Genomic DNA, 22,794 nt, shown 5'->3' with positions numbered 1-22,794 from the left:
GCAATTATTTAAACACATGTGCTATAAACGCGGCAATTATACGTTAAATAATCAGGATTACTAATATGACCTTTAAAGTTGACTTCAAAGTACGTGATTACGAATGTGACTTACAAGGTATTGTAAACAACAGTGTTTATTTTAATTATTTAGAGCATGCTCGCCATGAATTCTTGTACGCACACGGTATTGATTTTGCTCAATTAGCGAAAGATAAAATTAACCTAGTCGTGATGCGCAGCGAAATGGACTATAAACATTCACTATTACCAGGTGATGAATTTTATGTGGCTGTGGAGCCGCAGCGTATTAGTCGTTTAAAATTTGCGTTTAAGCAAACGGTTATACGTAAAAGCGATGAAAAAGTAATGCTCAATGCACTGGTTATAGGAACGTCTGTTAATGAAAAAGGTAGACCGTTTTTACCAGAGCAAATAGATAACCTATTCAAAACTACAACTTAGTACTTAATCGCATAACTTTTGAACTATCATAGAACAAAAATTTACATTTAAAACATGCATTTTTAACGGATAAAGGGCATAAATATTGTTACTATTACATTAATTAGACAATTAGTTAGTAGTAGCATGAAATTAGCAGCAATACCGATGCTTATAGTCGGTTTATGTGTTGGTTGCGCATCAACAGGGACGGTTACCAGTGAGCAGCTTAAATACACCCAATGGCAATTATCACGTGTTGATGGTTTAGCAATTCCACCTTCGTTTAATGCATCAATGAGCTTTATTGAAGCACTGCAAGTAAACGGTTTTGCTGGCTGTAACAAATTTTTTGGTGAAGGCTCGCTTGAAGAAAGTAACCTTACCGTAAGTAAATTAGGAATGACGCGCAAGTCGTGCGGCGAAGAGCTTGATGAGTTTGAGCAGCAGTTATTACAAGCCTTAAAGCAAGGTGCCGAGCTTAAAATGCAAGACCAGCAATTAGTCATGCAAGGCGAGCAAACATTTGTGTTTATCCCTAAATAATTTTAAGTTTTTGAAAAACAGCCCCTTGCGGGCAGTTTTTAACTGACGTACACTCAGCGCAGATTTGTTGAATAATATCTTCGAATCGACGAACAAAATTTATATATCAATACTTGTCGGAGTGCCAAAGCTAAGGAATTAGTTTTTGGCTGAGATCGCGAAAGCGGGATCCGTGAACCTGATCAGGTTAATACCTGCGTAGGGAACAAGCTGCCTAAAATGGGACGCTTGTGCGTCTTTTTTTATGCGCACAATAAAGTGATTTATTTTTTAGGCTGCAAAGTAGCATGTACGCTACTTTACGATCTTTCTCTATTCCTCGGAATATCTGACAAGACAACCCTTAAGCAATGAGGCAAGTCATGTCAAATACTACAAATAAAGCGTCACGCCGAGAAACTCGTGCTGCCGCGTCTGAATATATTTATAACTTAACGGGTCAACCGTTCCCAAATTCTCATAAAGTATACGTTGAAGGTACTCAACCAGGCGTGCGCGTTGGTATGCGTGAAATCACGTTAAGTGATACGTTTATTGGTGGCACAGATGAAAACCCTGTTTATGAGTCAAACGATCCGCTACGTGTTTACGATACGTCGGGCCCGTATACCGATCCTAATTTTGAACTAGACGTACGCAAAGGCTTACCAAAATTTCGTGAACAATGGATTGAAAGCCGTGGTGACACTGAAATTTTAGAATCAGTGACGTCGCAGTTTTCGCAGCAGCGCATGGCAGATGAAGGGCTGGATCATATTCGCTTTGATCACCTTCCAAAAATTCGCCGTGGTGTCGCTGGTAAAAACGTAACGCAAATGCACTACGCACGCCAAGGGATTATTACTCCTGAAATGGAATACGTAGCCGTTCGCGAAAATATGGGACGTGCAGAAATTCGTAAAGAATTATTAGCAGCGCAGCATAAAGGCGAGTCGTTTGGCGCGAGTATTCCTGAATTTATTACCCCAGAATTTGTACGCGATGAAATAGCCCGTGGTCGCGCTATTTTACCAAATAATATAAACCATCCAGAAACAGAACCTATGATTGTAGGCCGTAACTTTTTAGTAAAAGTTAACGCCAACATTGGTAACTCATCAGTAAGCTCATCTATTGAAGAAGAAGTAGAAAAAATGGTGTGGTCTACCCGCTGGGGCGCAGACACCGTGATGGACTTATCAACGGGACGTTACATTCACGAAACGCGTGAATGGGTTGTACGTAACTCGCCTGTACCTATTGGCACAGTACCGATTTATCAAGCGCTTGAAAAAGTAAACGGTGTGGCTGAGGATTTAACGTGGGAGATTTTCCGCGATACGCTTATAGAGCAAGCCGAGCAGGGTGTTGATTACTTTACTATTCATGCCGGTGTACTGCTTCGCTACGTACCAATGACGGCTAAACGTGTAACCGGTATTGTGTCGCGCGGTGGCTCAATTATGGCTAAGTGGTGCTTAGCGCATCACAAAGAAAACTTTTTATACACGCACTTTGAAGACATTTGCGAAATTTTAAAACAATACGATGTGTGTTTTTCACTCGGTGATGGACTTCGACCTGGTTCGATTGCTGATGCCAACGATGAAGCGCAGTTTAGTGAGCTGCGCACATTAGGTGAACTGACTAAAATTGCGTGGAAGCACGACGTGCAGGTATTTATTGAAGGTCCAGGACATGTGCCAATGCATATGATTAAAGCCAATATGGACGAGCAATTAAAGCATTGCGACGAAGCGCCATTTTACACTTTAGGCCCGTTAACGACTGATATTGCACCAGGGTACGATCATATCACCTCAGGTATTGGGGCGGCCCAAATAGCCTGGTACGGCTGTGCAATGCTTTGTTATGTAACACCTAAAGAGCATTTAGGTCTGCCAAATAAAGAAGATGTTAAAGAAGGCTTAATTACCTACAAAATAGCTGCACATGCCGCCGATTTAGCAAAAGGCCACCCAGGCGCGCAAGAGCGCGATAATGCGCTATCAAAAGCACGTTTTGAGTTTAGATGGCATGATCAATTTAATATTGGTTTAGATCCAGAGCGTGCTCGTGAGTATCACGACGAAACCCTGCCGCAAGAGTCAGGCAAAGTGGCTCACTTTTGTTCTATGTGTGGCCCTAAATTTTGCTCTATGAAAATTAGCCAAGAAGTACGCGATTACGCTAAAGATTTAGAAACACGCGGTATTGATCCAAATGACGCTGGCGACGCTATTGAAATAAAAATGATTGATGTAGAAGCCGAAATGAAAGCTAAATCTGCCCAGTTTAAGCAAACAGGCTCAGAAATTTACCACAAAGCGGTATAGCAAGAAGTTAGATACAGATGTAGGTGAGGTTTTATACCTCGCTTCTTTAAATATTGAAGAAGTGCAAGTGAATTCGCACCTACTAATAACTGCTTTTGGAGGTTTTATGTTTTATAACATTGCTGTGGTGGGTTTTGGTTTAGCAGGGCGCTTAGCTGCCCTTGAGCTAAGTAAGTTACATCATGTAACGGTGTTTGAAGCAGACGATGAGCATACACAAAATAGTGCGGGTAAAGTGGCAGCAGCAATGCTTGCCCCGCTTGCTGAGTCGGTGTTATGCGAGGCTGATTTAGCTTTAATGGGTCTTGATTCAATGAAGCGCTGGCCCGGCATTATTGCTGAGCTTGAAAGTGAGGTTTTTTTTCAGCAGCAAGGCACTTTGGTCATTGCGCACCAGCAGGACAAAGGCGATCTACAAAGCTTTGCACAGCGTATAAAACCGCTAGCTGATCACACTGCCGAGCATATAAATGCTCAACAAATTACAATGCTTGAACCTGAACTTGCAGGGCGCTTTAATCAAGGCTTGTTTTTACCCTGCGAGGGGCAAATAGATAACCAAGCATTTTATAAAGCCAGCTTTGCACAGCTCAATAAACGCAAAGTAAAGTTTGTATTTAATCAGCGCGTAACCATTAGCGACAACAAAATAAACAATCGACCATTTGACTACATTATAGATTGTCGTGGGCTTGGTGCTAAAAGCGATAAACCGCTTAGAGGTGTGCGCGGTGAAGTCGCAAGGCTATATGCACCTGAAGTAAATTTAACGCGACCTGTGCGTTTAATGCATCCGCGTTATCCAATTTATATAGCGCCTAAACCTAATCATGAATATGTAATTGGTGCGACCGAAATAGAATCGCAAGACAATGGCGCCGCAACCGTACGATCAACTCTTGAGTTACTTTCAGCGGCTTATACCGTACACAGCGGATTTGCCGAAGCACGGCTACTTAATATTCAAACCGGATTACGCCCTGCATTTAGCGATAACCGTCCAGAAGTATCACAAGTTGGTAATGTAATTAGCATTAACGGCTTATATCGTCATGGTTATATGCTTGCACCGGCATTAGTGGCGCAAGCAGTTTCACGAATAGAGTGAGAATAAAATGAACATTACAATTAATGGCGAGCTACTTAATGTTAATAGCAAAGCGCTCGTTGAGGTACTTCAAAGTTTTGGTGCAGTTGCACCTTTTGCTGTGGCTGTTAATGGCGAATTTATTCCACAAAGTCGGCACAGTAACTATGTACTTAATGAGGGCGACAGTGTTGAGTTGCTGTCACCCATTCAAGGCGGATAAAGCTCATGCAAACTAAAGACTGTTTAACTATTTATGGTGAGCAAGTTAATAGCCGTTTATTAATAGGCTCTGCGCTTTATCCGTCGCCTGATGTTATGACCCAATCGATAGTCGCCTCTGGGGCTGAAATTGTTACCGTGTCGCTTAGGCGCCAGCAAAGTGCAACAGCAGGTGATGACTTTTGGCAGTTAATAAAAAATACAGGCTTAAAAATACTACCTAATACTGCAGGGTGCCACAGTGTAAAAGAGGCGATTACACTTGCAAAAATGTGCCGAGAGGTATTTGCCACCGACTGGATTAAGCTGGAGCTGATTGGCGATGATTACAATTTACAACCAGACCCTTTTGCGTTACTTGAAGCTACAAAAATATTAATTGATGATGGCTTTAAAGTATTGCCTTATTGCACCGACGACTTAGTACTTTGCCAGCGCTTAAATGAGCTAGGGTGTGAGGTGCTTATGCCGTGGGGGGCGCCAATAGGCACAGGTAAAGGCTTGTTAAATAGCTATAATTTAAAAACTATCCGAGAGCGTTTACCCGATACCACATTAATAGTAGATGCAGGTTTAGGTTTGCCATCGCATGCCTGCCAAGCACTCGAAATGGGGTATGATGCGGTATTATTAAATTCAGCCATTGCAGGGGCGGGCTGCCCAATTACTATGAGCCGCGCATTTAAAGCCGCAGTTGAAGCAGGGCGCTTTGCATATCAAGCAAAAGCAATGCCTGAAAAAGACGTTGCAGCCCCATCAACCCCTACAATGGGTATGCCATTTTGGCATCAGCAGTGAAGGAAAGAATATGAATAACGTAGTGTGGACAATTGCCGGTTCTGATTCGGGCGGCGGTGCCGGTATTCAAGCTGATATAAAAGCAATGCAAAGTTTTGGTGTACATGGCTGCACGGCAATTACGGCGCTTACTGCACAAAATAGTTTAGGCGTAGAAGCTATTAATGCGGTGTCTACCGATATTATTGAATCGCAGTTACTAGCGCTTGAAAAAGACATGAAAGCCAAAGTAATAAAAATTGGCATGTTAGCCAATGTGCAGCAAATTCAGTTGATCAGCGAACATATAAGTCATTATAAAGCTAAGTGGACTGTGCCTCCCGTTATTGTATATGACCCTGTTGCGATTGCTTCAAGCGGTGACTTACTAACAGAAGAGGACACGGTAAGTGCAATAAAAGAATGTTTACTGCCGCTGGTGGATGTAATAACCCCAAACACCCATGAAACACAGTTATTAACCGGTGTGTATTTAATTGGCCCGGCTGCAATAAAAGAAGCGGCTAATAAGCTATTAAGCTGGGGCGCAAAAGCCGTTGTTATTAAAGGCGGACATTGGGATTACCCAAGTGGCTACTGCATTGATTATTGTATTGATAGTAATACACAAAATGGCGAAGAATATTGGTTAGGTAATCAAAAAATACAAACACCGCATAACCACGGCACCGGGTGTAGCATGGCTTCAGTAATTGCTGCGTGTTTAGCTAAAGACTACCCATTAAAAGATGCCTTTATTTTAGCTAAAGCGTATATAAACCAAGGGCTAAAACAGTCGGTACGCTACGGCGAAGGGATTGGACCGGTTGCTCATACATCGTTCCCCACTAATTTAGCTGACTACCCACAAGTAATTGAGCCCGGTAGCTGGCTGGGTGATGAGCTTGATTTTGATGTGCCGCTTGATTTTAATATGGCTGCTGATTTTGCACCTTGTGAAAGTAAGTCGCTTGGCTTATATGCAGTTGTAGATAGCACAGATTGGCTAGAAAAGTGCTTACAACAAGGCATTAAAACAGCGCAGTTACGCGTTAAAAATAAAACGCAAGACGAGCTGGATGAGCTCATTAAGCAAGCTGTTGAGCTGGGCAAGAAATACAACGCACAGGTATTTATAAACGACTACTGGCAGTTAGCTATTAAACATGGTGCGTATGGTGTGCATTTAGGGCAAGAGGATTTAGACATTGCTAATTTAGCGGCGATTAAAGACGCTGGATTAAGGCTTGGGCTTTCTACTCATGGTTTTTATGAAATGCTACGTGCGCATAATTATCGCCCTAGTTATATGGCATTTGGCGCTATTTACCCAACCACAACAAAAGATATGACAGGGCAAATACAAGGCCTTGAAAAACTGATTAAGTTTGTACCACTTATGCAAAGTTACCCAACAGTAGCAATAGGCGGTATTGATTTAAGCCGTGCTGAGCAGGTAGCGAAAACTGGCGTAGACAGTGTTGCCGTAGTACGTGCGATTACCGAGGCTGATAATTACGTAGAGGCTATAAGCGCTCTGCAAGTGGCCATAAGCAGTGCCAATTAAAACTAACAAGGGTAATACTAACAAGGCTGATAAACGTGAGTGAGCTAAGCGATAAAGAAACCCTGCGTTACAGCCGCCATTTGTTGCTTAAAGAAGTTGGGCTTGAAGGGCAATTAGCACTTAAATCCTCAACGGTTGCAGTAGTGGGGGCTGGTGGTTTAGGTAGCCCCGCGCTTTTATATTTGGCCGCTGCGGGTGTTGGAACGCTTATTTTAATTGACGATGACGAGGTTGAGCTTTCAAACTTACAGCGCCAAGTGCTTTATAAAATAAATCACTTAGGACAAAGCAAGGTCGCTGCAGCGGGTAAAGTATTAGCGAGCCTTAATAATCAAATAAACATAGTAACGCATTGTCAAAAGTTAGATGAGAGTAACGCAACTAACATGTTAAAAGGGGCTGACATAGTACTTGATTGCTCTGATAACTTTAGTACTCGCTATAGTGTTAATCGTTATTGTATTGCTAATAAAACACCGTTAATTTCTGGTGCTGCACTCGCAACTAAAGGGCAGTTAATGGGCTTTGATTTTAGGCAAAGTGATAGCCCATGTTATGGCTGTGTTTTTCCACAAAGCGAAGCTACACCGGTTATAAATTGCAGTAACGCAGGAGTAATTAGCCCGCTACTTGGTGTAATAGGCTCTATGCAGGCGCAACTTACGCTTAACTTATTGCTGGGGCATGCAGAGGGAGGTGTGTTTATAACCTTTGATGCGCTCACTTTAAAACAACAGCACTTTAAAGTGATTAAAGATTCAGAGTGTGAAGAGTGTGGGGAAATAGGTTTTTGAGGGGCTTGTGCCTGTTATTACATGTGGCTTTAAGAAACTTAAATCTGCGCTTTTCGCGTGAGCAAGCTTCACGCCTACAATACATCAAACTTCTGCACCAAACTTGTAGACGCACAGCTTGCTGGCGTGATGGGCGAAGCCCATAAAAATATAAACGCTACAGCCTATAATTACTTATAAACCAAAAGCTGACGCTTTTAACGTGAGCAAGCTCTACGTCTACAACATATCGAACTTCTGCACCAAACTTGTAGACGCACAGCTTGCTGGCGTGATGGGCGAAGCTCGTAATTTCTATGCTTTGGTGTCTTCTCATTTGCTTCTCTTTGTGCAATAAGATCTTAAGTGATTTATTCACAAAGAGGTTGAGAGGGCGCTGCGCTTTAGAGAAGTAAAAATAAATAATTACTATGTTTTATGTTTTCTCATTTACTCCTCTTTTGCTTCTCTTTGTGCAATAAGATCTTAAGTGATTTATTCACAAAGAGGTTGAGAGGGTGCTTCGCTTTAGAGAAGCCAATAAGTAAGTAAAGTATCAGTTATAAATATTAAAAGCTGCGCTTTTCGCGTAAGTAGGCTTTGCGCCTACAAAAATAAAAAACCGCGTTTAAATAACGTGGTTTTTTGATTTCTAATTAACGATTGATTTTAATCGTTAATTTTTGCAAACGCAGTACCTAAGCGAGTAACCACTTCTGGTAGTTGGTCATCCAGTATTTCGGCTTTATCAGCACCCCATGCTAGTACCACAGTAGAGCCTAATTTAAAGCGACCCATTTCTTCACCCTTTTTAAGCGTGATAGCGTTATCGCCAGTGGTTGGGTATTTCCAACTAAATACATCGCTACCAGCTGGTGGCGTGACAGTGCCTGCCCAAATAGTTTCAATGCTGGCTACAATTGTTGCGCCAACGAGTACCATTGCAAGCGGACCAATCTCAGTTTCAAAAATTGCGACTACCCGTTCATTACGCGCAAACAAGTTAGGCACGTTTTGCGCGGTAAGTGGGTTTACTGAAAATAAATCACCTGGCACGTAAATCATTTTACTTAGTGTGCCATCAATTGGCATATGAATACGGTGGTAATCTTTAGGCGCTAAATAAATAGTGGCAAACTTACCGCCTAAAAATGGTGTTGTATCATCTTGTGAGCCGCCTAGTAGCGCTTGTAAGCTGTAATCGTGACCTTTAGCTTGTATTAGCTGTCCGTCAACAATATCGCCTAGCTGGCTGATTGCGCCATCCACTGGATGAATGATGATATTGCTATCTTCTACCATTGGGCGCATGCCGTCTTTTAAAGGGCGAGTAAAAAATTCATTAAAGCTTTTATAATGAGTCGGATCTGGGTATTGGGCTTCGCTCATATCTACTTTATATTGCTTAATAAATAGTTTAATTAAAGTCGTTGTTAAAGCGCCTGCTTTAGCTGCGGCTAATTTACCGACTACGCGTGAAATAAAATGTTTTGGCATTGCGTACTGCATTGCGATTTTAAATTTGTCTAAACTCACAGTATTTATCCTAAATTATACGCGAGGCGCACGGGCGCCTGCACGGCCATCGGCCATTGTTTCTAAAATTCGGTGGTAGCTGTCAAAGCGCAATTGAGAAATTTTGCCATCTGCTACAGCTTCTTTAACTATACAGCCCGGATCGTTTAAATGTTTACAGTCTCTAAAGCGGCATCCGCCTATAAATTCTCTAAACTCTTTAAAGCACCAGGTTACACGCTCAACATCTAAATGCCATAAACCAAACTCACGAATTCCTGGTGAGTCGATTAGGTTACCGCCACTTGGTAAATGGTGAAGGCGTGAAACAGTTGTTGTGTGCTGTCCTAAGCCGCTGTTTTCAGATACTTCTTTAGTTAATATTTCAGCGTTAGGTAATACAGTATTAACGAGGGTTGATTTACCCACACCACTTTGGCCAACAAAAATGTTATTTTTACCAACAAGCACTTCTTTTAATTCATCAATACCATTACCCGATATATTACTAACAAGGAGTACTTGGTAATCAAGTTTACGATAGATATCGAGAACTTTTTGTATTTCGCTAAGACCTGCGTCATCAATTAAATCTATTTTATTGAGTACTAAAATTGGCTCAATACCCATATCTTCACAGGCTATTAAATAGCGGTCGATAATACTTGGGGTAAACTCAGGTAATACCGCCGATACCATGAGTATTTGATCAATGTTAGCTGCAATAACTTTTACGCCGTCGTAAAAGTCAGGGCGGGTAAGTTGCGAGCGACGCTCTTGCGTGGCTTCAATTACTCCGGCTAAATCACCTTCACTTACTTTGGCACGGCGAAACAATACCTCATCACCACACACTAAATTTGACACGGTACGTCGTATATTACAACGAAGTACATCGCCATTTTCAGTTTCGACATCGGCGTGTTGGCCAAAACGACTGATCACAATTGCGCTCTCGACCTGACCTAAATTATCGGTTTGCCACTCTTGCGCGCCTTTTTTTGCTGGTCTTGAGTCTGCGCTATTAATGCGCTTTTGGTGGTTGGCCTTGATCTGACGCGATTGGCCTTTACTTAATTTTTTCTGTTTTGCCACTGGAGGCCTATAACCTTAGTTAAATGTCGCTTTTCCTAAAAAAAGCTTTAGCTCGACGGTTGATGCTAATATGATATATCGAAATGCGTTGGATCTAAAGGAAAGCACCGCTTAGGTAATTATGACTATTAATAAATCAAATTTAATTTGGCTCGATCTTGAAATGACAGGACTCGAACCAGAGACCGATAAAATACTCGAAATTGCGACGGTTGTCACTGACGCAGACCTGAATATATTAGCTGAAGGGCCAACCATAGCTATTCATCAAAGTGATGAATTACTAAATGGTATGGACGAGTGGTGTACTACGCAGCATGGTAAGTCGGGTTTAACAGCGCGCTGTAAAGCAAGTACATTCGATGAAGAGTATGCCGTGGCACAAACGTTAGATTTTTTAAAACAGTGGGTGCCTGCAGGTGTATCACCAATGTGTGGTAATTCAATTGGGCAAGACCGCCGCTTTATGAATAAATACATGCGTGAACTTGAAGATTTTTTTCATTACCGCAATCTTGACGTGAGTACTATTAAAGAATTAGCACGTCGTTGGAAACCTGAAGTGCTTGCAAAAGTGAACAAAAAAGGTTCGCACCTTGCTTTGGATGACATTAAAGATTCGATTATGGAATTAAAAGTCTATAGAGAAAATTTCTTTAATTTGTAAAAAACACTTGCAAACACATCGGATTATTGTAGAATCCTGCCCCGCTCAAGACGATAACCCACGCGGGGTTAGTGTATTTGAGTGATTGAATTACCATCAATAAATGCGGTACTAGCTCAGTTGCTAGAATGTTGAACGCGACCTGTCGCACCAACGTAAAATAACTGAAGAAGTGAAAATGCGGTACTAGCTCAGTTGCTAGAATGTTGAACGCGACCTGTCGCGCACCAACGTAAAATAACTGAAGAAATAAAAAATGCGGTACTAGCTCAGTTGGTAGAGCGCGACCTTGCCAAGGTCGAGGTCACGAGTTCGAGCCTCGTGTACCGCTCCAATTTCTAACCAAAAGAAATTGTAGTGTTGAAGAAATAAAAAATGCGGTACTAGCTCAGTTGGTAGAGCGCGACCTTGCCAAGGTCGAGGTCACGAGTTCGAGCCTCGTGTACCGCTCCAATTTCTAACCAAAAGAAATTGTAGTGTTGAATGAAAAATGCGGTACTAGCTCAGTTGGTAGAGCGCGACCTTGCCAAGGTCGAGGTCACGAGTTCGAGCCTCGTGTACCGCTCCAATCTTTTTATATCCTTTCAAAATTCTCTGTATTAAAAATCATAAATAAAATTATAATTTAAAATCTCTCTTATCTACTTTATTCTTTGTGCAATATTCAGCATTAAAGTTTTGGTTGTTAGAAGCTATGGTTTCTCGCGCGAGCTATACGCGTACAATAAAGGTGTTGTACTTTGAAGTTATGAGGTATGAGTGAGGTAAAGAGTCAATACTTTGAAACCGAGAGCTTTTATTAAAATAGCTCCCCTTGAATAGTTGCTATAACTCGTCTAGAGCCACCAGAATCGCGATGTTCACCTAAATAAATACCTTGCCATGTACCTAACGCTAAATAACCATTTGAAATAGGAATATTTAACTCGCAGCCTAACGTGCTGGTTTTTATGTGTGCAGGCATGTCGTCGTCACCTTCATAATCGTGGCGATAATAAGGTTGACGCTCAGGAACGAATTTATTGAAATGGCTCTCCATGTCCATACGAACAGTGGGGTCTGCATTTTCGTTTATTGTAAGGCTCGCTGAGGTATGCTGAATAAATAAGTGCAACAAGCCTATTTTGTAACTCGCCAGTTCTGGAAGCTGAGACAATATTTCGTCATCTATTATATGAAAACCTCGCGGGCGAGGCTTTAATGTAATTTGCTTTTGCTGCCAACTCATAATTTATCGAAACTAACTTCAATGTTTGCATTACCAGCATCACAGCTAAATGGCATGATGATTTTTTTACCTTGGCTTTTGTGAGTAATTGTATGACCCTTACCAGATACCACAATAGGCGTTGCCATATCAAAGTCGAAGCCTTTCTCGCCAAGTAAATTTTTAGCACCACCGGTCACCATGTTGGTTATTTCGCCAACCATATCGGTAACTTCTTCATCTATAGCATCAGGGCGTTCGCCAAGCATACGCTCCATGATGGTGAGTGCTAATTCTTCGTCGAATGTAATTGAAAATGATCCTCGCGTTTGCGGGCCAACCATCCCAATCAAACCTGATACATCACCACAGGCTATCTCATCAGTTTTAATGCGAGGTTTACCTGGCTTCAATTGAGTTTGAGCCATAGTGCTCAAAACATTAATTAAAGAAGATAAAAAGGGATTGATGAATTCTACATTCATAGTGGCTACTCTTAAATTTGTTCTGTGAAATGACTATATAGTTTGAGTATAGTCACTAAGGATAACTTTGAAGGATTATGATGCTCTGCAAGATTCACATTTACCATGTGCTTCTATTGTCTGCCCTGATACAACAAACCCACCTTCGGCAGCTAAATTATTTAGCTCATGCGAAATTACACTCGAGTGTAATTCTTTGACAAAACCACAGGTATCGCAAATTAACAATTGTACTGGGTGTATATGATCAAAATGATGACACAGCATAAATGCATTTGTGCTTTCAATTTTATGAATAAAACCTAGCTCAGCTAAAAAGTCTAATGCACGATAAATAGTTGCAGGTTTAGCACCCGTTTCAGTTATTTTTAATTGCTCAAGCAAATCGTATGCACCAACACCACCTTGTGCGCTGGCTAATAGGCGAAATACTTTCTCGCGGATAGGCGTAAAACGCGCACCACGGTTGTCACAAACTTGTTTTGCTTTACTTACGAGTGATTCTATATTCATCATTACTCTTATCCTTATGCTACCGTGATATACTAACATACTGTGTTGTAGTTGCAGCGTTTTTATTAAGCGCTTTTTACCTAGGAAACCCAGTAATGCACGAACTATTAGCTATATTTATTTTCTTTTTTGCGGTTATTGACCCCATTGGTACTGTACCTGTATTTATTGCAGTCACACGTGGTGATGATGAGAAATTTAAACGTAAAGTTATATATAAAGCGGTAGGCGTATCTGCATTAGTGCTCTTATTTTTTGTACTTGCAGGTGAGCAATTACTTAACGCAATTGAAATTCCGCTTTCGGCTTTTCAAATAGCCGGCGGTATCATATTACTTATTTTTGCGCTCTCAATGATATTTGGTGAAAGTAAACCAGAAGCCGAAATTAAAAGTGTACGCGACAGCACTGAAACCGCTATTTTTCCGCTTGCGATTCCCTCTATCGCGAGCCCTGGCGCTATGTTAGGCGCCGTATTAATGACTCGTAATGAAGAATATACTTGGGTTGAGCAGTTACTAACGTCTTCGATGATGCTTGCTGTATTGGCTGTTGTACTGGTTTTGTTACTGCTTGCAACGCATGTACATAAATTAATTGGTGACAGTGGTGCAAGTATAGTAAGTAGAATTATGGGGCTTATTTTAAGCTCGGTTGCAGTTACCAATATTTTAAATGGTATAGCCCATTATTTTGGCTTGCAGGTTTTCTCTTAACATTGATGCTCGCTAGGCTTTTGTGTAAAATGCAGCGCCTTTTAAGCTGTGCTTAATAACTTTAATACCCTGAGGTTTGCTTTGAATAAATGTACTTTGGATAGACGCTTTTCTGTGGCCCCAATGCTTGATTGGACTGATCGCCATTGTCGTACTTTTCATCGCAAAATGACTAAACATACTGTGCTTTATACTGAAATGATAACCACAGGGGCTATTTTATTTGGTCGAGGCGACTACTTACATTTTAATAAACACGAAGGCCCAGTTGCGCTGCAACTTGGTGGCTCTGATCCTAAAGCGCTTGCGCAATGTGCAAAGCTCGCAGGTGAGCGTGGCTATGACGAAATAAATTTAAATGTAGGTTGCCCGTCAGACAGAGTTCAAAATGGCCGATTTGGCGCATGTTTAATGGCTGAACCTCAATTAGTTGCTGAGTGTGTTGCAGCAATGAAAAACGAAGTAAGCATTCCTGTTACCGTTAAAACGCGTATTGGTATTGATGAGCAAGATTCGTATGAGTTTTTATGTGCGCTTATTGAAGCGTCTCATAAAGTAGGGTGTGATGATTTTATTATTCATGCTCGTAAAGCATGGCTTAATGGTTTAAGTCCAAAAGAAAATCGTGAAGTTCCACCGCTTGATTACCCACGTGTTTATCAACTTAAAAAAGATTATCCGCAGCTAGACTTAAGCCTAAATGGCGGTGTTAAAACAATCGAGCAGAGCCTAGAACATTTGCAACATATTGATGGCGTAATGATTGGGCGTGAGGCTTACAGCAACCCATTTATGCTCAATGACGTTGATGAGAAAATTTATGGAGATTCTGCAAACACGCAATCACGCCACGACGTAGTGCGTTCAATGTATGACTACATTGAAGAAGAAATGCGTTTGGGTGCTAATTTTTGGCATATTGCGCGTCACATGCTCGGTATTTTTCAGGGGCAGCCTGGTGCGCGAGGTTTTAGACGCCACCTTTCTGAAAGTGGTCACGGTAAGCAAGCTGACTTATCGGTAATGGATAAAGCATTAAGCTTTGTACCAGAATAAAACTAAGCTTTAAAAATTCTAAATTTAAGCCACTTTCGAGTGGCTTTTTTGATCCTAAAAATTAGTCAAAATCATAATTTATTGGCCAATTCCACTCTATGTTGTTCAGCTTAAAGTCACTAAAATTTAGAGTGTTTGTTACTTACCATTATGATTTTAAATGCTTTATTTTCTTTTTGATGGACTTGGCACAACTCTTGGAATCTTCTTGTTGAAATTAATTAAAAATTAACAGGAGAATACCATGGGAATATTTAACCGCGTAAATGATGTAATTCAATCAAACATTGTCGCCATGCTTGATAAAGCAGAAGATCCAGAAAAACTTTTAAACCTGATGCTTACCGAGATGCAAGATGCATTGAATGAGTGTCGTAGTACAGCAGCCGCTTTATTGTGTGAAGAGAAAGTAATTAATCGCCAAATTGATACTAAAAAAACAGAATTAGCAGCTTGGCAAATGAAAGCAGAACGTGCGGTTGAGAAGGGCAGTGATGACCTTGCTAAATCAGCTTTACTTGAGAAGCAACGCGTTAACGAAAGCATTGAAAATAAGCAAACTCAACTAGAAACATTGCAAGAGTCTATTGCAAAAATTAAGTCTGATTGTGAGCGCTTGCAGCAAAAAATGGCTATGGCTAAAACTAAGCAAGCTCAGTTAATGCAACGCCATAATGTTGCTATTGCTAGAGGGCGGATCAGTACGCAACTACAAAGCGATAAAGTAGCTCATGCGTTGTCTCGTTTTGAACAAATAGAGCAGCGTGTTGAAGGTATTGAAGCTCAAGTAGAGGCTTATGAGCTGACTGATACAGCAAGCTCTACCAGTGCCCAAATTGAGTCGTTAGTTAAAAATGAAAAAATTGATGCTGAGTTGGCTCGCTTAAAGGCGAACTTAAATACTAATTTAAAACACACTGCTTAGGAGATTGCTATGAACAGCTTTAATCGTCAACAAGGTTGGTATAAAGATACTCTGAATAAAAAAATATCGGGTGTTTGTAGTGGTTTAGCCCATAGATTGGACTTTCCGGTTTGGGCAACCCGCCTAGTTACTATTTTATTATTTTTGAGTTTTCCGTTTGCAATTGCACTTGGTTATTTTATAGCGCATTGCTGCCTTGAAAATAAAGAGTATTAATACCAACAGGCATAAATATTTGAACAATTTAACGAATTAAATCACTCTATAACGCTGTTAAAAATTTTTATTTAGAACAACTAAGTATAAAAATTTTTGCCTAGTTATAGCGCAATTTTCTTATCGTTAAATAGGCCTCATATATAAGCCAGTTGGTATAAGGAGAATTACTATGAAAGCTTTGGCAGTATGTGTAATTATCTATTTATTACTGTTTACTGATTTAATAACGTTTGTGCAGATTGATTCTTGGCAGTTGCCGTTATGGATTGCTGACATTAGTTGGGCTGGGCTCGAGCTTGTAGGTGCTTTGGCCGCAATTATTGCTGTAGTTGCGGTAGTGGCTTTAATTACTATGGGATTAGTTGGTGCGGGTGTAGTGGCATTAGCAGGGACTGTTTTAGCGCTTTTATTCGGATCTATAATGATTGCATGGCCGTTACTATTTGTTGCAGTGTTGTGTTGGCTTGTTGCCGATAACAAAAAAGTAGCCTCTTAATCCTTAATTTGACTGACTATTATAGGTTAACTATGTTAAATTTAGCCTGTAATTTAAAGTTTTCATAAGGATAAGAATGATGACGAAACTATGTTTTTCGATGGCTTCTGCATTAATATTTAGTTTTTTTTCGTCATCGTTGGCGGCGCACTCAGGGCACGATCATGGTTCTGATGTGGCTGTGCTCGAAGTAACTAACGCGCAAGTTAGAGAGTTTTTACCTGGCAGTACTTCAACTGTAGGTTATTTAACCCTTATTAATCACAGTGGAGCCGCAGCAACTTTAACTAAGGCAACTATTGATGGCTTAGGGCGTGTTGAAATACACGAGCATTCACATGTAGACGGCATGATGAAAATGCAACAAGTTGAATCGGTTGAAATTAAGGCGCACGAAAGTGTCAGCTTTCAGCCTGGCGGTTATCATTTAATGGCATTTGAACCACAAGAGCCATTAAAAGTAGGACAAGAACGTAAACTCACACTATATTTTAGTGACGGTAATCGCTTATTTACTAATGCTCAAGTCGTGTCGCTTGAAGCGCAAGCTAAGCAGTCAAAACCATCTACTCAACACGCTCATCATTAGGAGTACACATGTCGCAACATAAAGGAAAAATAGCAGGAATAATTGTTTTACTGCTTATCATTTTTTACGCAATTGCTGTTTATTGGAGCACAGAACCTTCACGTTTTGACGTTGTTGCCAACGCGAAAGAGCAAGCGCAGCTTCGTAATGAAAAAATAGTAACGGGTTATGTAACTACTTCTACATTAATTACGGTAGCCAATACCTTACTAGATAAACCGGGTGGCTACTTATCAAATGATGTAATACCACCAAGTATTATTATGGATGATATGCCAGCGTGGGAATATGGCGCACTAGAAATGGTACGTGATTTATCGCTTTCTATGCGAAAAGATTTTAGCCGTTCTCAATCACAATCAACGGAACATGAAGCCCTTAAAAAGGCGCAGCCGCAGTTTAATATAAGCTCTGAGGCATGGGCATGGCCAAGTGCCGAAGGTGAGTACCAAAAAGGTATTGACTACTTAATGGTATATCGTGGACAAATTGCTAATGAGCATGAGCGCGATAGCCAATTTTACGCACGAGCAGATAACTTACGTAGTTGGCTCAAAGAAGCTGAGAAACGTTTAGGTAGCTTAAGCCAACGTTTAAGTGCCAGTGTAGGCCAAGAAAAAGTGAACACCGATTTAGCGGGTAATTCATCTAATAAACAAGCAACTCTTGCGCCACTGCAGCAGCAAGTAAGAACACCGTGGTTAGAAATTGACGATGTGTTTTACGAGTCGCGCGGTGCAACTTGGGCATTACTGCATTTTTTACAAGCGATAGAGTATGACTTTAATGACGTGCTTGAAAAGAAAAATGCACGTGTAAGCTTACAACAAATCATACGTGAACTTGAGGCGACTCAAGAAACAGTATGGAGCCCACTTATTTTAAACGGCAATGGTTTTGGCTATGTGGCAAACCATTCTTTAGTTATGGCAAATTATATTTCTAGAGCCAATGCGGCTTTAATCGAACTCAGCGAACTACTAGCTCAAGGATAAAAAATGAAAAAGTATTGTTTAGCAGCAGCCCTTTCAATGGCATGTTTAGCACCAGCAGCGCAAGCTGACACTCTACTAGGTTTATACGTAGGTGTTGATGGGTGGAAGTCAGATAACGATGGTCAATTTTCTTATAAAAATAATGCATCTCAAGATTTTAATTTTGAAGATGAGACTTTTGTAAGTTACTACGCGGCACTTGAGCACCCTGTACCATTAGTTCCAAATATTAAATTAAAGTATACCGAGCTTGAGTTAAATGGTTCTGCGCTACTTACAGATACATTTAGCTTTAATGGCTCTGATTATGTTGTAGGCTCTACAGTAAATACTGTAAGTGATTTAACACACATCGATTACATTTTTTATTATGAGATTTTTGATAACGATTTAATCTCAATTGACTTAGGTTTAAATGCTAAGCAGTTTGATGGTGATATTGTTGTAAATGGTACTACTCAAAATGGTGGTACTAACTTTACCGAAACAAAAGACTTCTCTGGTTTTGTTCCTCTTGCATACGGTCGTGCCGAAGCAGGCTTACCATTTACTGGTTTAAGTGTATTTTTTGAAGGTAGCTTTTTGGCTATTGACGATAGCAAAGTACAAGATTACCAAGTAGGCGTAGCGTGGGAACTTATTGATAACCTAGCAGTAGATGTTGCTGTTAAAGCAGGTTACCGCTCTATGGTATTAGAACTTGATGATGTAGATGATATTACTACTGATATTGATGCATCTGGCCCATTTGCGGGTATTCAGGTTCACTTTTAATTAGTATTTTCTAATTAAACAAAGCGTGGCATATTATTTTATTGCGTGCCACGCTAAATCAAACTCTCCCTCCAGCGCATTATTAATTAACTGCTTATAAATTTTATTTACAGGAAAATTAATGAGTTTAGATAACTCATCACCTGTTTGCGTGAATTTATAATAGCTTAATACCAAGTCACTGCTTTTTGCTTTTAACGTTACTTTTTGCGATAAAAATGAAAGGGTAAGTTCTTGTCCCGCTTTAAGCACTGCAGATTCAATTTCTTTTCTATACAGTAAATTAAGATCCATAAGTGTTAAAATATCAGGAAAACTAATACCTGTTTTTCCTAAATTTAGAGACACTTTATTGCCTTTTCGTAGCAAATCAAACAATGACGGTTTTTTGTAAAAGCCGAGTAAAATAAAGTGGCTGTCGTCTTTTTCGTTATAGCCTGAGAGCGACACACATTTTTGCAAAGAGTCAGCTTCTCGCTGTGTCATATGCTTTAACGTTTGCAGGCTTTTAATTGAAAACGTACCAGGGTTGAGTGTTTCTCCCGTTAAAATTTTGGCCCATAAAGTTTGCATTGACGCATTTGAAGTATCTTCGCACAGTGCGATAAAATGCTCTACCCAGTCAGCATCGGGTTGTTTAGTACTTGCTACATCGGGGCAAAACCCCATAGCCATTGCTAAAATTGACTCTATATTTTGTTGTTGTTTTATTAGTAGTAAATCTTGGCGCTTTTGGGCACGAGCTAAAACAGAGTTTTCACTGTTGATATGATAAAGCGGCTTAACTTGGCCTTTAATATCGTAATTTTGTTCGGGGGTAGGCAATATTCCGTTACTGCCTATTTTTGTTATAGGGTAACCAAGTAAGGATTCGATAATGTTAGCAAGGTTAATTCTCGCTTGTGCTGTCTTGACTGGCATGGCTGTGCATTGTCCTTTGTGAATGACTAAGCTGAGCAACAGTTTTAAGGTTATTTAACCCCATTGAAACTGTATTACGGAGCACATATTCGCTCAAAATTGCGGTGTAACCCGATATTAAAGGGACGGTTGTTTGTCCGTTAACCTTACATATTAAAGTGACGATACCGTTTTGCTCACTAAAATTAAAAGTCCCCCTAATAATATGCTCAGCATTTAAAAGTATATTAAAGCTGACCTTATTTTGACTCACCGAAGTTATGATCATTTCACCATATCCCCATCTTCCCTTCCAAGACTGATGAGCACCCAGGCCAGAGCTCGGTTCGCCTAAGGTAAAACGTATACTGGGGTCTACTTTTTCCCATGGAGACCATTTTTGCCATTGATTAAAGTCAGTAATAAGCGGTTTTACTGCGTCAATATTTGCATTGATTTCTATTGTTTTATTTACATTATAACTTTGGGGAAGTATCAGCCCTACCAGTGCTAATACTAATAACAATAACAGTACGCCTTTGATTAATAGTTTTAATGGTTTAATAAGCACACCTTTTATTAATTTTGTGAGTTGAAATACAACAACTTTTTATTAATCGACTATAGTATGAATTAGATTATAAACCAAAAATAATTTATAAATTGCTACCTAGGAGAGCGAATGTCGTCAGATCAAAACGATTTTTTATTTTTTGAACAAGACTATGGAGATGATGCAGTAATTGAGCCGACTAAGTTTTGGGATATTTTAATTGTTGATGACGAACCTGAGATCCACTCTGTAACAAAGTTGGCTTTGTCTGGGGTTGAGTTTTTAGGGGCAGGCTTGCGATTTCATGATGCCTATTCGGGAGCTGAAGCAATAGAGATTTTAGCTAAAAATAACAATATTTCAGTTATTTTTTTAGATGTTGTTATGGAAACTGACGATGCTGGCTTGCAGGTTGTAAAAAGGGTGCGTGACGAATTAAATAATCAACATGTAAGAATTATTTTAAGAACAGGGCAAGCTGGTAATACACCAGAGGAAAAAGTAATACGTGAGTACGACATAAATGATTATAAAACTAAAACAGAACTCACTCGCTCTAAATTAGTAACATCGCTCATAACCGCTATTCGCTCTTACGAGCAGGTATGCCAGCTTGAATATCAAAGTAATGCAATGAACACGATTGTTTCTGCATCAAAGTCTATTTTAGGGCTTACTGATATTAAGCAACTATGCAAAGAAATCATCAAGCACATGAGTATTATTTTAAAGTGTTCACCTCGAGGGCTTGTGTGCAGCAAATTAGATGGCGATGACTTTATTCAAGTCTTAGGTGGTTGTGGGCATTACGAAAACTACTTTGGTGAAAAATTAATTAATGTTGATAGCAAAGTATTTAAACAAGTCGAGTCGTGTTTTGATTTATCAAAGCATCAACATACAGACTCAAGTGCAACATTTGTATTAAAAAGTAAGCATAGAAAAGCGGCTTTATATATAGAATGTGACCATGTTCCTTTGCAAGCACAATTGCAGTTTGCTGAAATCTTCTTAACAAATGTGACTGTGGCTCTCGATAATATAAGGCTGTTTGTAAAGTTAAGAGATGCAGCTTATAAAGATGTGCTTACAGGTATTTCAAATCGTACCAATTTTATTGAACGGGTAGAGCGTTATCAAAAGCCGCACGTGAATGATTATGTATTTGTACTACTTGATATAGTTAATTTTGCAGATATTAATAACGGCTTAGGGCAAGAGGTCGGCAATAAAGTATTAATTGGCATTGTGCAAAGGTTAAAAGAAAACTACCCAACAGCTAAATTACTATCTCGTATTGGTGCTGATGTTTTTGGTTTTATTATTCGTCAAGATGAACTCGACTTAAAAAAATTGAATGAGCAATTAGGTGTACCATTTTGCGCAGAAGAGCATACATTGCCTATCGATTTTAGATTGGGTTTATGCCAACAGCAAGACTTTCAAAGTAGCGGGATTGATACACTTAAAGTTGCTTATATTGCACTTAATCAAGCTAAAAAAACAAAACACAAAGAGGGAATTTATTACAGTGTAGACATGCAAGATAAAATGGCTTGGCGCATAGGAATTATTAGACAATTACGTCATGATTTTGCTCGAAACAAGTTAGAGGTATGGTATCAACCTCAACTTTCATTAGGAGACTTGTCTTTAATTGGGTGTGAGGCATTACTTAGGTGGCCTACCGGTAATGGATCATATATATCGCCAGCGGTATTTGTTCCACTTGCAGAAGATGCGGGCTTGATTGTTGATATAGGGCAGTGGGTTTTAGAGCAAGCTTGCCAACAACAAAAGCGGCTAGAAAATATGGGCACCGAAATTTGTATTGCGGTTAATGTGTCTGTTCCGCAGTTTAAAGTAAAAGGTTATGCTCAAAACGTTAAAAATACATTATTAAAATATGGTGTTAAGCCAAAAAACATAGAATTAGAAGTTACTGAAAGCGTAGTAATGGATGAACTCGAAACCGTTATTAATACACTTAGAGAGCTTCAAGAGCTAGGGATGGAGGTTGCTATTGATGACTTTGGGACTGGCTTTTCATCGCTTAGTTATATACAAAGTTTACCCTTGGATAGGTTGAAAATAGATCGTGCATTTATTAAAGATCTGCCAAATGATGACACTGGCGCTATTGCTGCTTTAGTTATTTCTCTTGGTGCTAAGTTGGGTTTAAAAACGATTGCTGAAGGCGTTGAAACACAAGAACAAGCCCAGTTCTTAAAAAACTTAGGCTGTGATGAGGTACAAGGTTTTATGTATGCTAAACCCATGCCTGAGCATGAATTGATAGAATTTATAAATAAACGCTAAAAAAGATTAACTTATTATTTAAGCTAATGAACGATTTAGA

At 39.9% G+C, this 22,794-nt stretch carries 25 protein-coding genes, 3 tRNA genes and 1 riboswitch; of the genes, 21 read left to right on the top strand and 7 right to left on the bottom strand.

The window, feature by feature from the left end:
- Window positions 1-65 precede the first annotated feature (65 nt).
- From I6E69_RS01015 to I6E69_RS00980, 8 genes are all read left to right on the top strand, one after another.
- Complete coding sequence (locus I6E69_RS01015) at window positions 66-464, top strand: thioesterase family protein (RefSeq protein ID WP_197120372.1); 399 nt, start codon at window positions 66-68, stop codon at window positions 462-464.
- A 126-nt stretch (window positions 465-590) separates the two neighbouring features.
- Window positions 591-989 carry an META domain-containing protein gene (locus I6E69_RS01010; protein ID WP_032826923.1) on the top strand — a complete coding sequence of 133 codons (399 nt, stop codon included), beginning with the start codon at window positions 591-593 and terminating at the stop codon, window positions 987-989.
- A 107-nt stretch (window positions 990-1,096) separates the two neighbouring features.
- Window positions 1,097-1,211: riboswitch (TPP riboswitch) on the top strand.
- A 140-nt stretch (window positions 1,212-1,351) separates the two neighbouring features.
- A complete protein-coding gene (gene thiC / locus I6E69_RS01005) occupies window positions 1,352-3,304 on the top strand; it encodes a phosphomethylpyrimidine synthase ThiC (RefSeq protein ID WP_149602117.1) in 1,953 nt (650 codons plus the stop codon).
- Window positions 3,305-3,410: 106 nt separating this feature from the next.
- Window positions 3,411-4,412: an FAD-dependent oxidoreductase gene (locus tag I6E69_RS01000; RefSeq protein ID WP_197120371.1), complete on the top strand. Its 1,002-nt coding sequence runs from the start codon at window positions 3,411-3,413 to the stop codon at window positions 4,410-4,412.
- A gap of 7 nt (window positions 4,413-4,419) precedes the next feature.
- Window positions 4,420-4,614, top strand: a complete 195-nt coding sequence (gene thiS, locus I6E69_RS00995; protein ID WP_002960781.1) for a sulfur carrier protein ThiS — start codon at window positions 4,420-4,422, stop codon at window positions 4,612-4,614.
- A gap of 5 nt (window positions 4,615-4,619) precedes the next feature.
- On the top strand, window positions 4,620-5,411 hold the full coding sequence (locus I6E69_RS00990) for a thiazole synthase (RefSeq protein ID WP_197120370.1): 792 nt from the start codon (window positions 4,620-4,622) through the stop codon (window positions 5,409-5,411).
- Between the two features lie 10 nt (window positions 5,412-5,421).
- The gene (thiE, locus tag I6E69_RS00985) at window positions 5,422-6,957 is read left to right on the top strand and encodes a thiamine phosphate synthase (protein WP_197120369.1); all 1,536 of its coding nucleotides are present in this window, start codon (window positions 5,422-5,424) and stop codon (window positions 6,955-6,957) included.
- A 35-nt stretch (window positions 6,958-6,992) separates the two neighbouring features.
- Window positions 6,993-7,751, top strand: coding sequence for a ThiF family adenylyltransferase (locus I6E69_RS00980; RefSeq protein WP_197120368.1), 759 nt, complete (start codon window positions 6,993-6,995; stop codon window positions 7,749-7,751).
- 648 nt (window positions 7,752-8,399) lie between these two features.
- Here I6E69_RS00980 and asd read toward each other — a convergent pair.
- Window positions 8,400-9,266, bottom strand: a complete 867-nt coding sequence (gene asd / locus I6E69_RS00975) for an archaetidylserine decarboxylase (protein ID WP_197120367.1) — start codon at window positions 9,264-9,266, stop codon at window positions 8,400-8,402.
- 15 nt (window positions 9,267-9,281) lie between these two features.
- A complete protein-coding gene (gene rsgA / locus I6E69_RS00970) occupies window positions 9,282-10,340 on the bottom strand; it encodes a small ribosomal subunit biogenesis GTPase RsgA (protein ID WP_004336055.1) in 1,059 nt (352 codons plus the stop codon).
- A 121-nt stretch (window positions 10,341-10,461) separates the two neighbouring features.
- On the opposite strand from rsgA, the gene orn reads away from it, so the two are divergent.
- The 4 genes from orn to I6E69_RS00950 all read left to right on the top strand — a co-directional run bounded on the left by orn (window position 10,462) and on the right by I6E69_RS00950 (window position 11,575).
- Entirely contained in the window at window positions 10,462-11,007 is a 546-nt protein-coding gene (gene orn, locus I6E69_RS00965) for an oligoribonuclease (RefSeq protein ID WP_004336052.1), read from the top strand.
- Between the two features lie 258 nt (window positions 11,008-11,265).
- Window positions 11,266-11,341: transfer RNA gene (locus I6E69_RS00960), tRNA-Gly, on the top strand.
- Window positions 11,342-11,384: 43 nt separating this feature from the next.
- Window positions 11,385-11,460: transfer RNA gene (locus tag I6E69_RS00955), tRNA-Gly, on the top strand.
- Between the two features lie 39 nt (window positions 11,461-11,499).
- A tRNA-Gly gene (locus I6E69_RS00950) sits at window positions 11,500-11,575 on the top strand.
- Window positions 11,576-11,806: 231 nt separating this feature from the next.
- Here the strand turns inward: I6E69_RS00950 and I6E69_RS00945 are convergent.
- The 3 genes from I6E69_RS00945 to I6E69_RS00935 form a co-directional block, all read right to left on the bottom strand.
- Window positions 11,807-12,235 carry a secondary thiamine-phosphate synthase enzyme YjbQ gene (locus I6E69_RS00945; RefSeq protein WP_138488530.1) on the bottom strand — a complete coding sequence of 143 codons (429 nt, stop codon included), beginning with the start codon at window positions 12,233-12,235 and terminating at the stop codon, window positions 11,807-11,809.
- Window positions 12,232-12,699, bottom strand: coding sequence for a chemotaxis protein CheX (locus tag I6E69_RS00940; RefSeq protein ID WP_024595807.1), 468 nt, complete (start codon window positions 12,697-12,699; stop codon window positions 12,232-12,234). Before I6E69_RS00940 ends, I6E69_RS00945 begins: the two co-directional genes overlap by 4 nt.
- Before the next feature lie 75 nt (window positions 12,700-12,774).
- Window positions 12,775-13,212, bottom strand: coding sequence for a transcriptional repressor (locus I6E69_RS00935; RefSeq protein ID WP_002957918.1), 438 nt, complete (start codon window positions 13,210-13,212; stop codon window positions 12,775-12,777).
- Between the two features lie 95 nt (window positions 13,213-13,307).
- Between I6E69_RS00935 and I6E69_RS00930 the strand changes: the two genes are divergently transcribed.
- The 8 genes from I6E69_RS00930 (at window position 13,308) to I6E69_RS00895 (ending at window position 18,982) form a co-directional block, all read left to right on the top strand.
- Complete coding sequence (locus tag I6E69_RS00930; RefSeq protein ID WP_149602124.1) at window positions 13,308-13,928, top strand: MarC family protein; 621 nt, start codon at window positions 13,308-13,310, stop codon at window positions 13,926-13,928.
- Between the two features lie 123 nt (window positions 13,929-14,051).
- Window positions 14,052-14,984, top strand: a complete 933-nt coding sequence (dusA, locus tag I6E69_RS00925) for a tRNA dihydrouridine(20/20a) synthase DusA (protein WP_231619678.1) — start codon at window positions 14,052-14,054, stop codon at window positions 14,982-14,984.
- Window positions 14,985-15,228: 244 nt separating this feature from the next.
- Window positions 15,229-15,909 carry a PspA/IM30 family protein gene (locus I6E69_RS00920; RefSeq protein ID WP_039485436.1) on the top strand — a complete coding sequence of 227 codons (681 nt, stop codon included), beginning with the start codon at window positions 15,229-15,231 and terminating at the stop codon, window positions 15,907-15,909.
- 9 nt (window positions 15,910-15,918) lie between these two features.
- The gene (locus I6E69_RS00915) at window positions 15,919-16,125 is read left to right on the top strand and encodes a PspC domain-containing protein (RefSeq protein WP_149602125.1); all 207 of its coding nucleotides are present in this window, start codon (window positions 15,919-15,921) and stop codon (window positions 16,123-16,125) included.
- A 172-nt stretch (window positions 16,126-16,297) separates the two neighbouring features.
- Window positions 16,298-16,624 carry a hypothetical protein gene (locus I6E69_RS00910; protein WP_002957925.1) on the top strand — a complete coding sequence of 109 codons (327 nt, stop codon included), beginning with the start codon at window positions 16,298-16,300 and terminating at the stop codon, window positions 16,622-16,624.
- A gap of 76 nt (window positions 16,625-16,700) precedes the next feature.
- Complete coding sequence (locus I6E69_RS00905) at window positions 16,701-17,213, top strand: copper chaperone PCu(A)C (protein ID WP_084324646.1); 513 nt, start codon at window positions 16,701-16,703, stop codon at window positions 17,211-17,213.
- An 8-nt stretch (window positions 17,214-17,221) separates the two neighbouring features.
- Window positions 17,222-18,208 carry a DUF2333 family protein gene (locus I6E69_RS00900; RefSeq protein WP_024603343.1) on the top strand — a complete coding sequence of 329 codons (987 nt, stop codon included), beginning with the start codon at window positions 17,222-17,224 and terminating at the stop codon, window positions 18,206-18,208.
- 3 nt (window positions 18,209-18,211) lie between these two features.
- Window positions 18,212-18,982, top strand: coding sequence for a TIGR04219 family outer membrane beta-barrel protein (locus tag I6E69_RS00895; RefSeq protein ID WP_002957929.1), 771 nt, complete (start codon window positions 18,212-18,214; stop codon window positions 18,980-18,982).
- A gap of 33 nt (window positions 18,983-19,015) precedes the next feature.
- Here I6E69_RS00895 and I6E69_RS00890 read toward each other — a convergent pair whose 3' ends face one another.
- Window positions 19,016-19,903 carry a TIGR03899 family protein gene (locus I6E69_RS00890; RefSeq protein WP_039485422.1) on the bottom strand — a complete coding sequence of 296 codons (888 nt, stop codon included), beginning with the start codon at window positions 19,901-19,903 and terminating at the stop codon, window positions 19,016-19,018.
- Window positions 19,872-20,453 carry an SRPBCC family protein gene (locus tag I6E69_RS00885; RefSeq protein ID WP_197120366.1) on the bottom strand — a complete coding sequence of 194 codons (582 nt, stop codon included), beginning with the start codon at window positions 20,451-20,453 and terminating at the stop codon, window positions 19,872-19,874. Before I6E69_RS00885 ends, I6E69_RS00890 begins: the two co-directional genes overlap by 32 nt.
- A 111-nt stretch (window positions 20,454-20,564) precedes the next feature.
- On the opposite strand from I6E69_RS00885, the gene I6E69_RS00880 reads away from it, so the two are divergent.
- Window positions 20,565-22,754, top strand: coding sequence for an EAL domain-containing protein (locus I6E69_RS00880; protein WP_197120365.1), 2,190 nt, complete (start codon window positions 20,565-20,567; stop codon window positions 22,752-22,754).
- Window positions 22,755-22,794: the final 40 nt, after the last annotated feature.

It is taken from the genome of Pseudoalteromonas sp. NZS100, from assembly GCF_015864815.1.
Classification (GTDB): domain Bacteria; phylum Pseudomonadota; class Gammaproteobacteria; order Enterobacterales; family Alteromonadaceae; genus Pseudoalteromonas; species Pseudoalteromonas distincta.
Note: the sequence above shows the minus strand (reverse complement) of the source record. Positions and strands in the feature narration are given on the sequence as shown.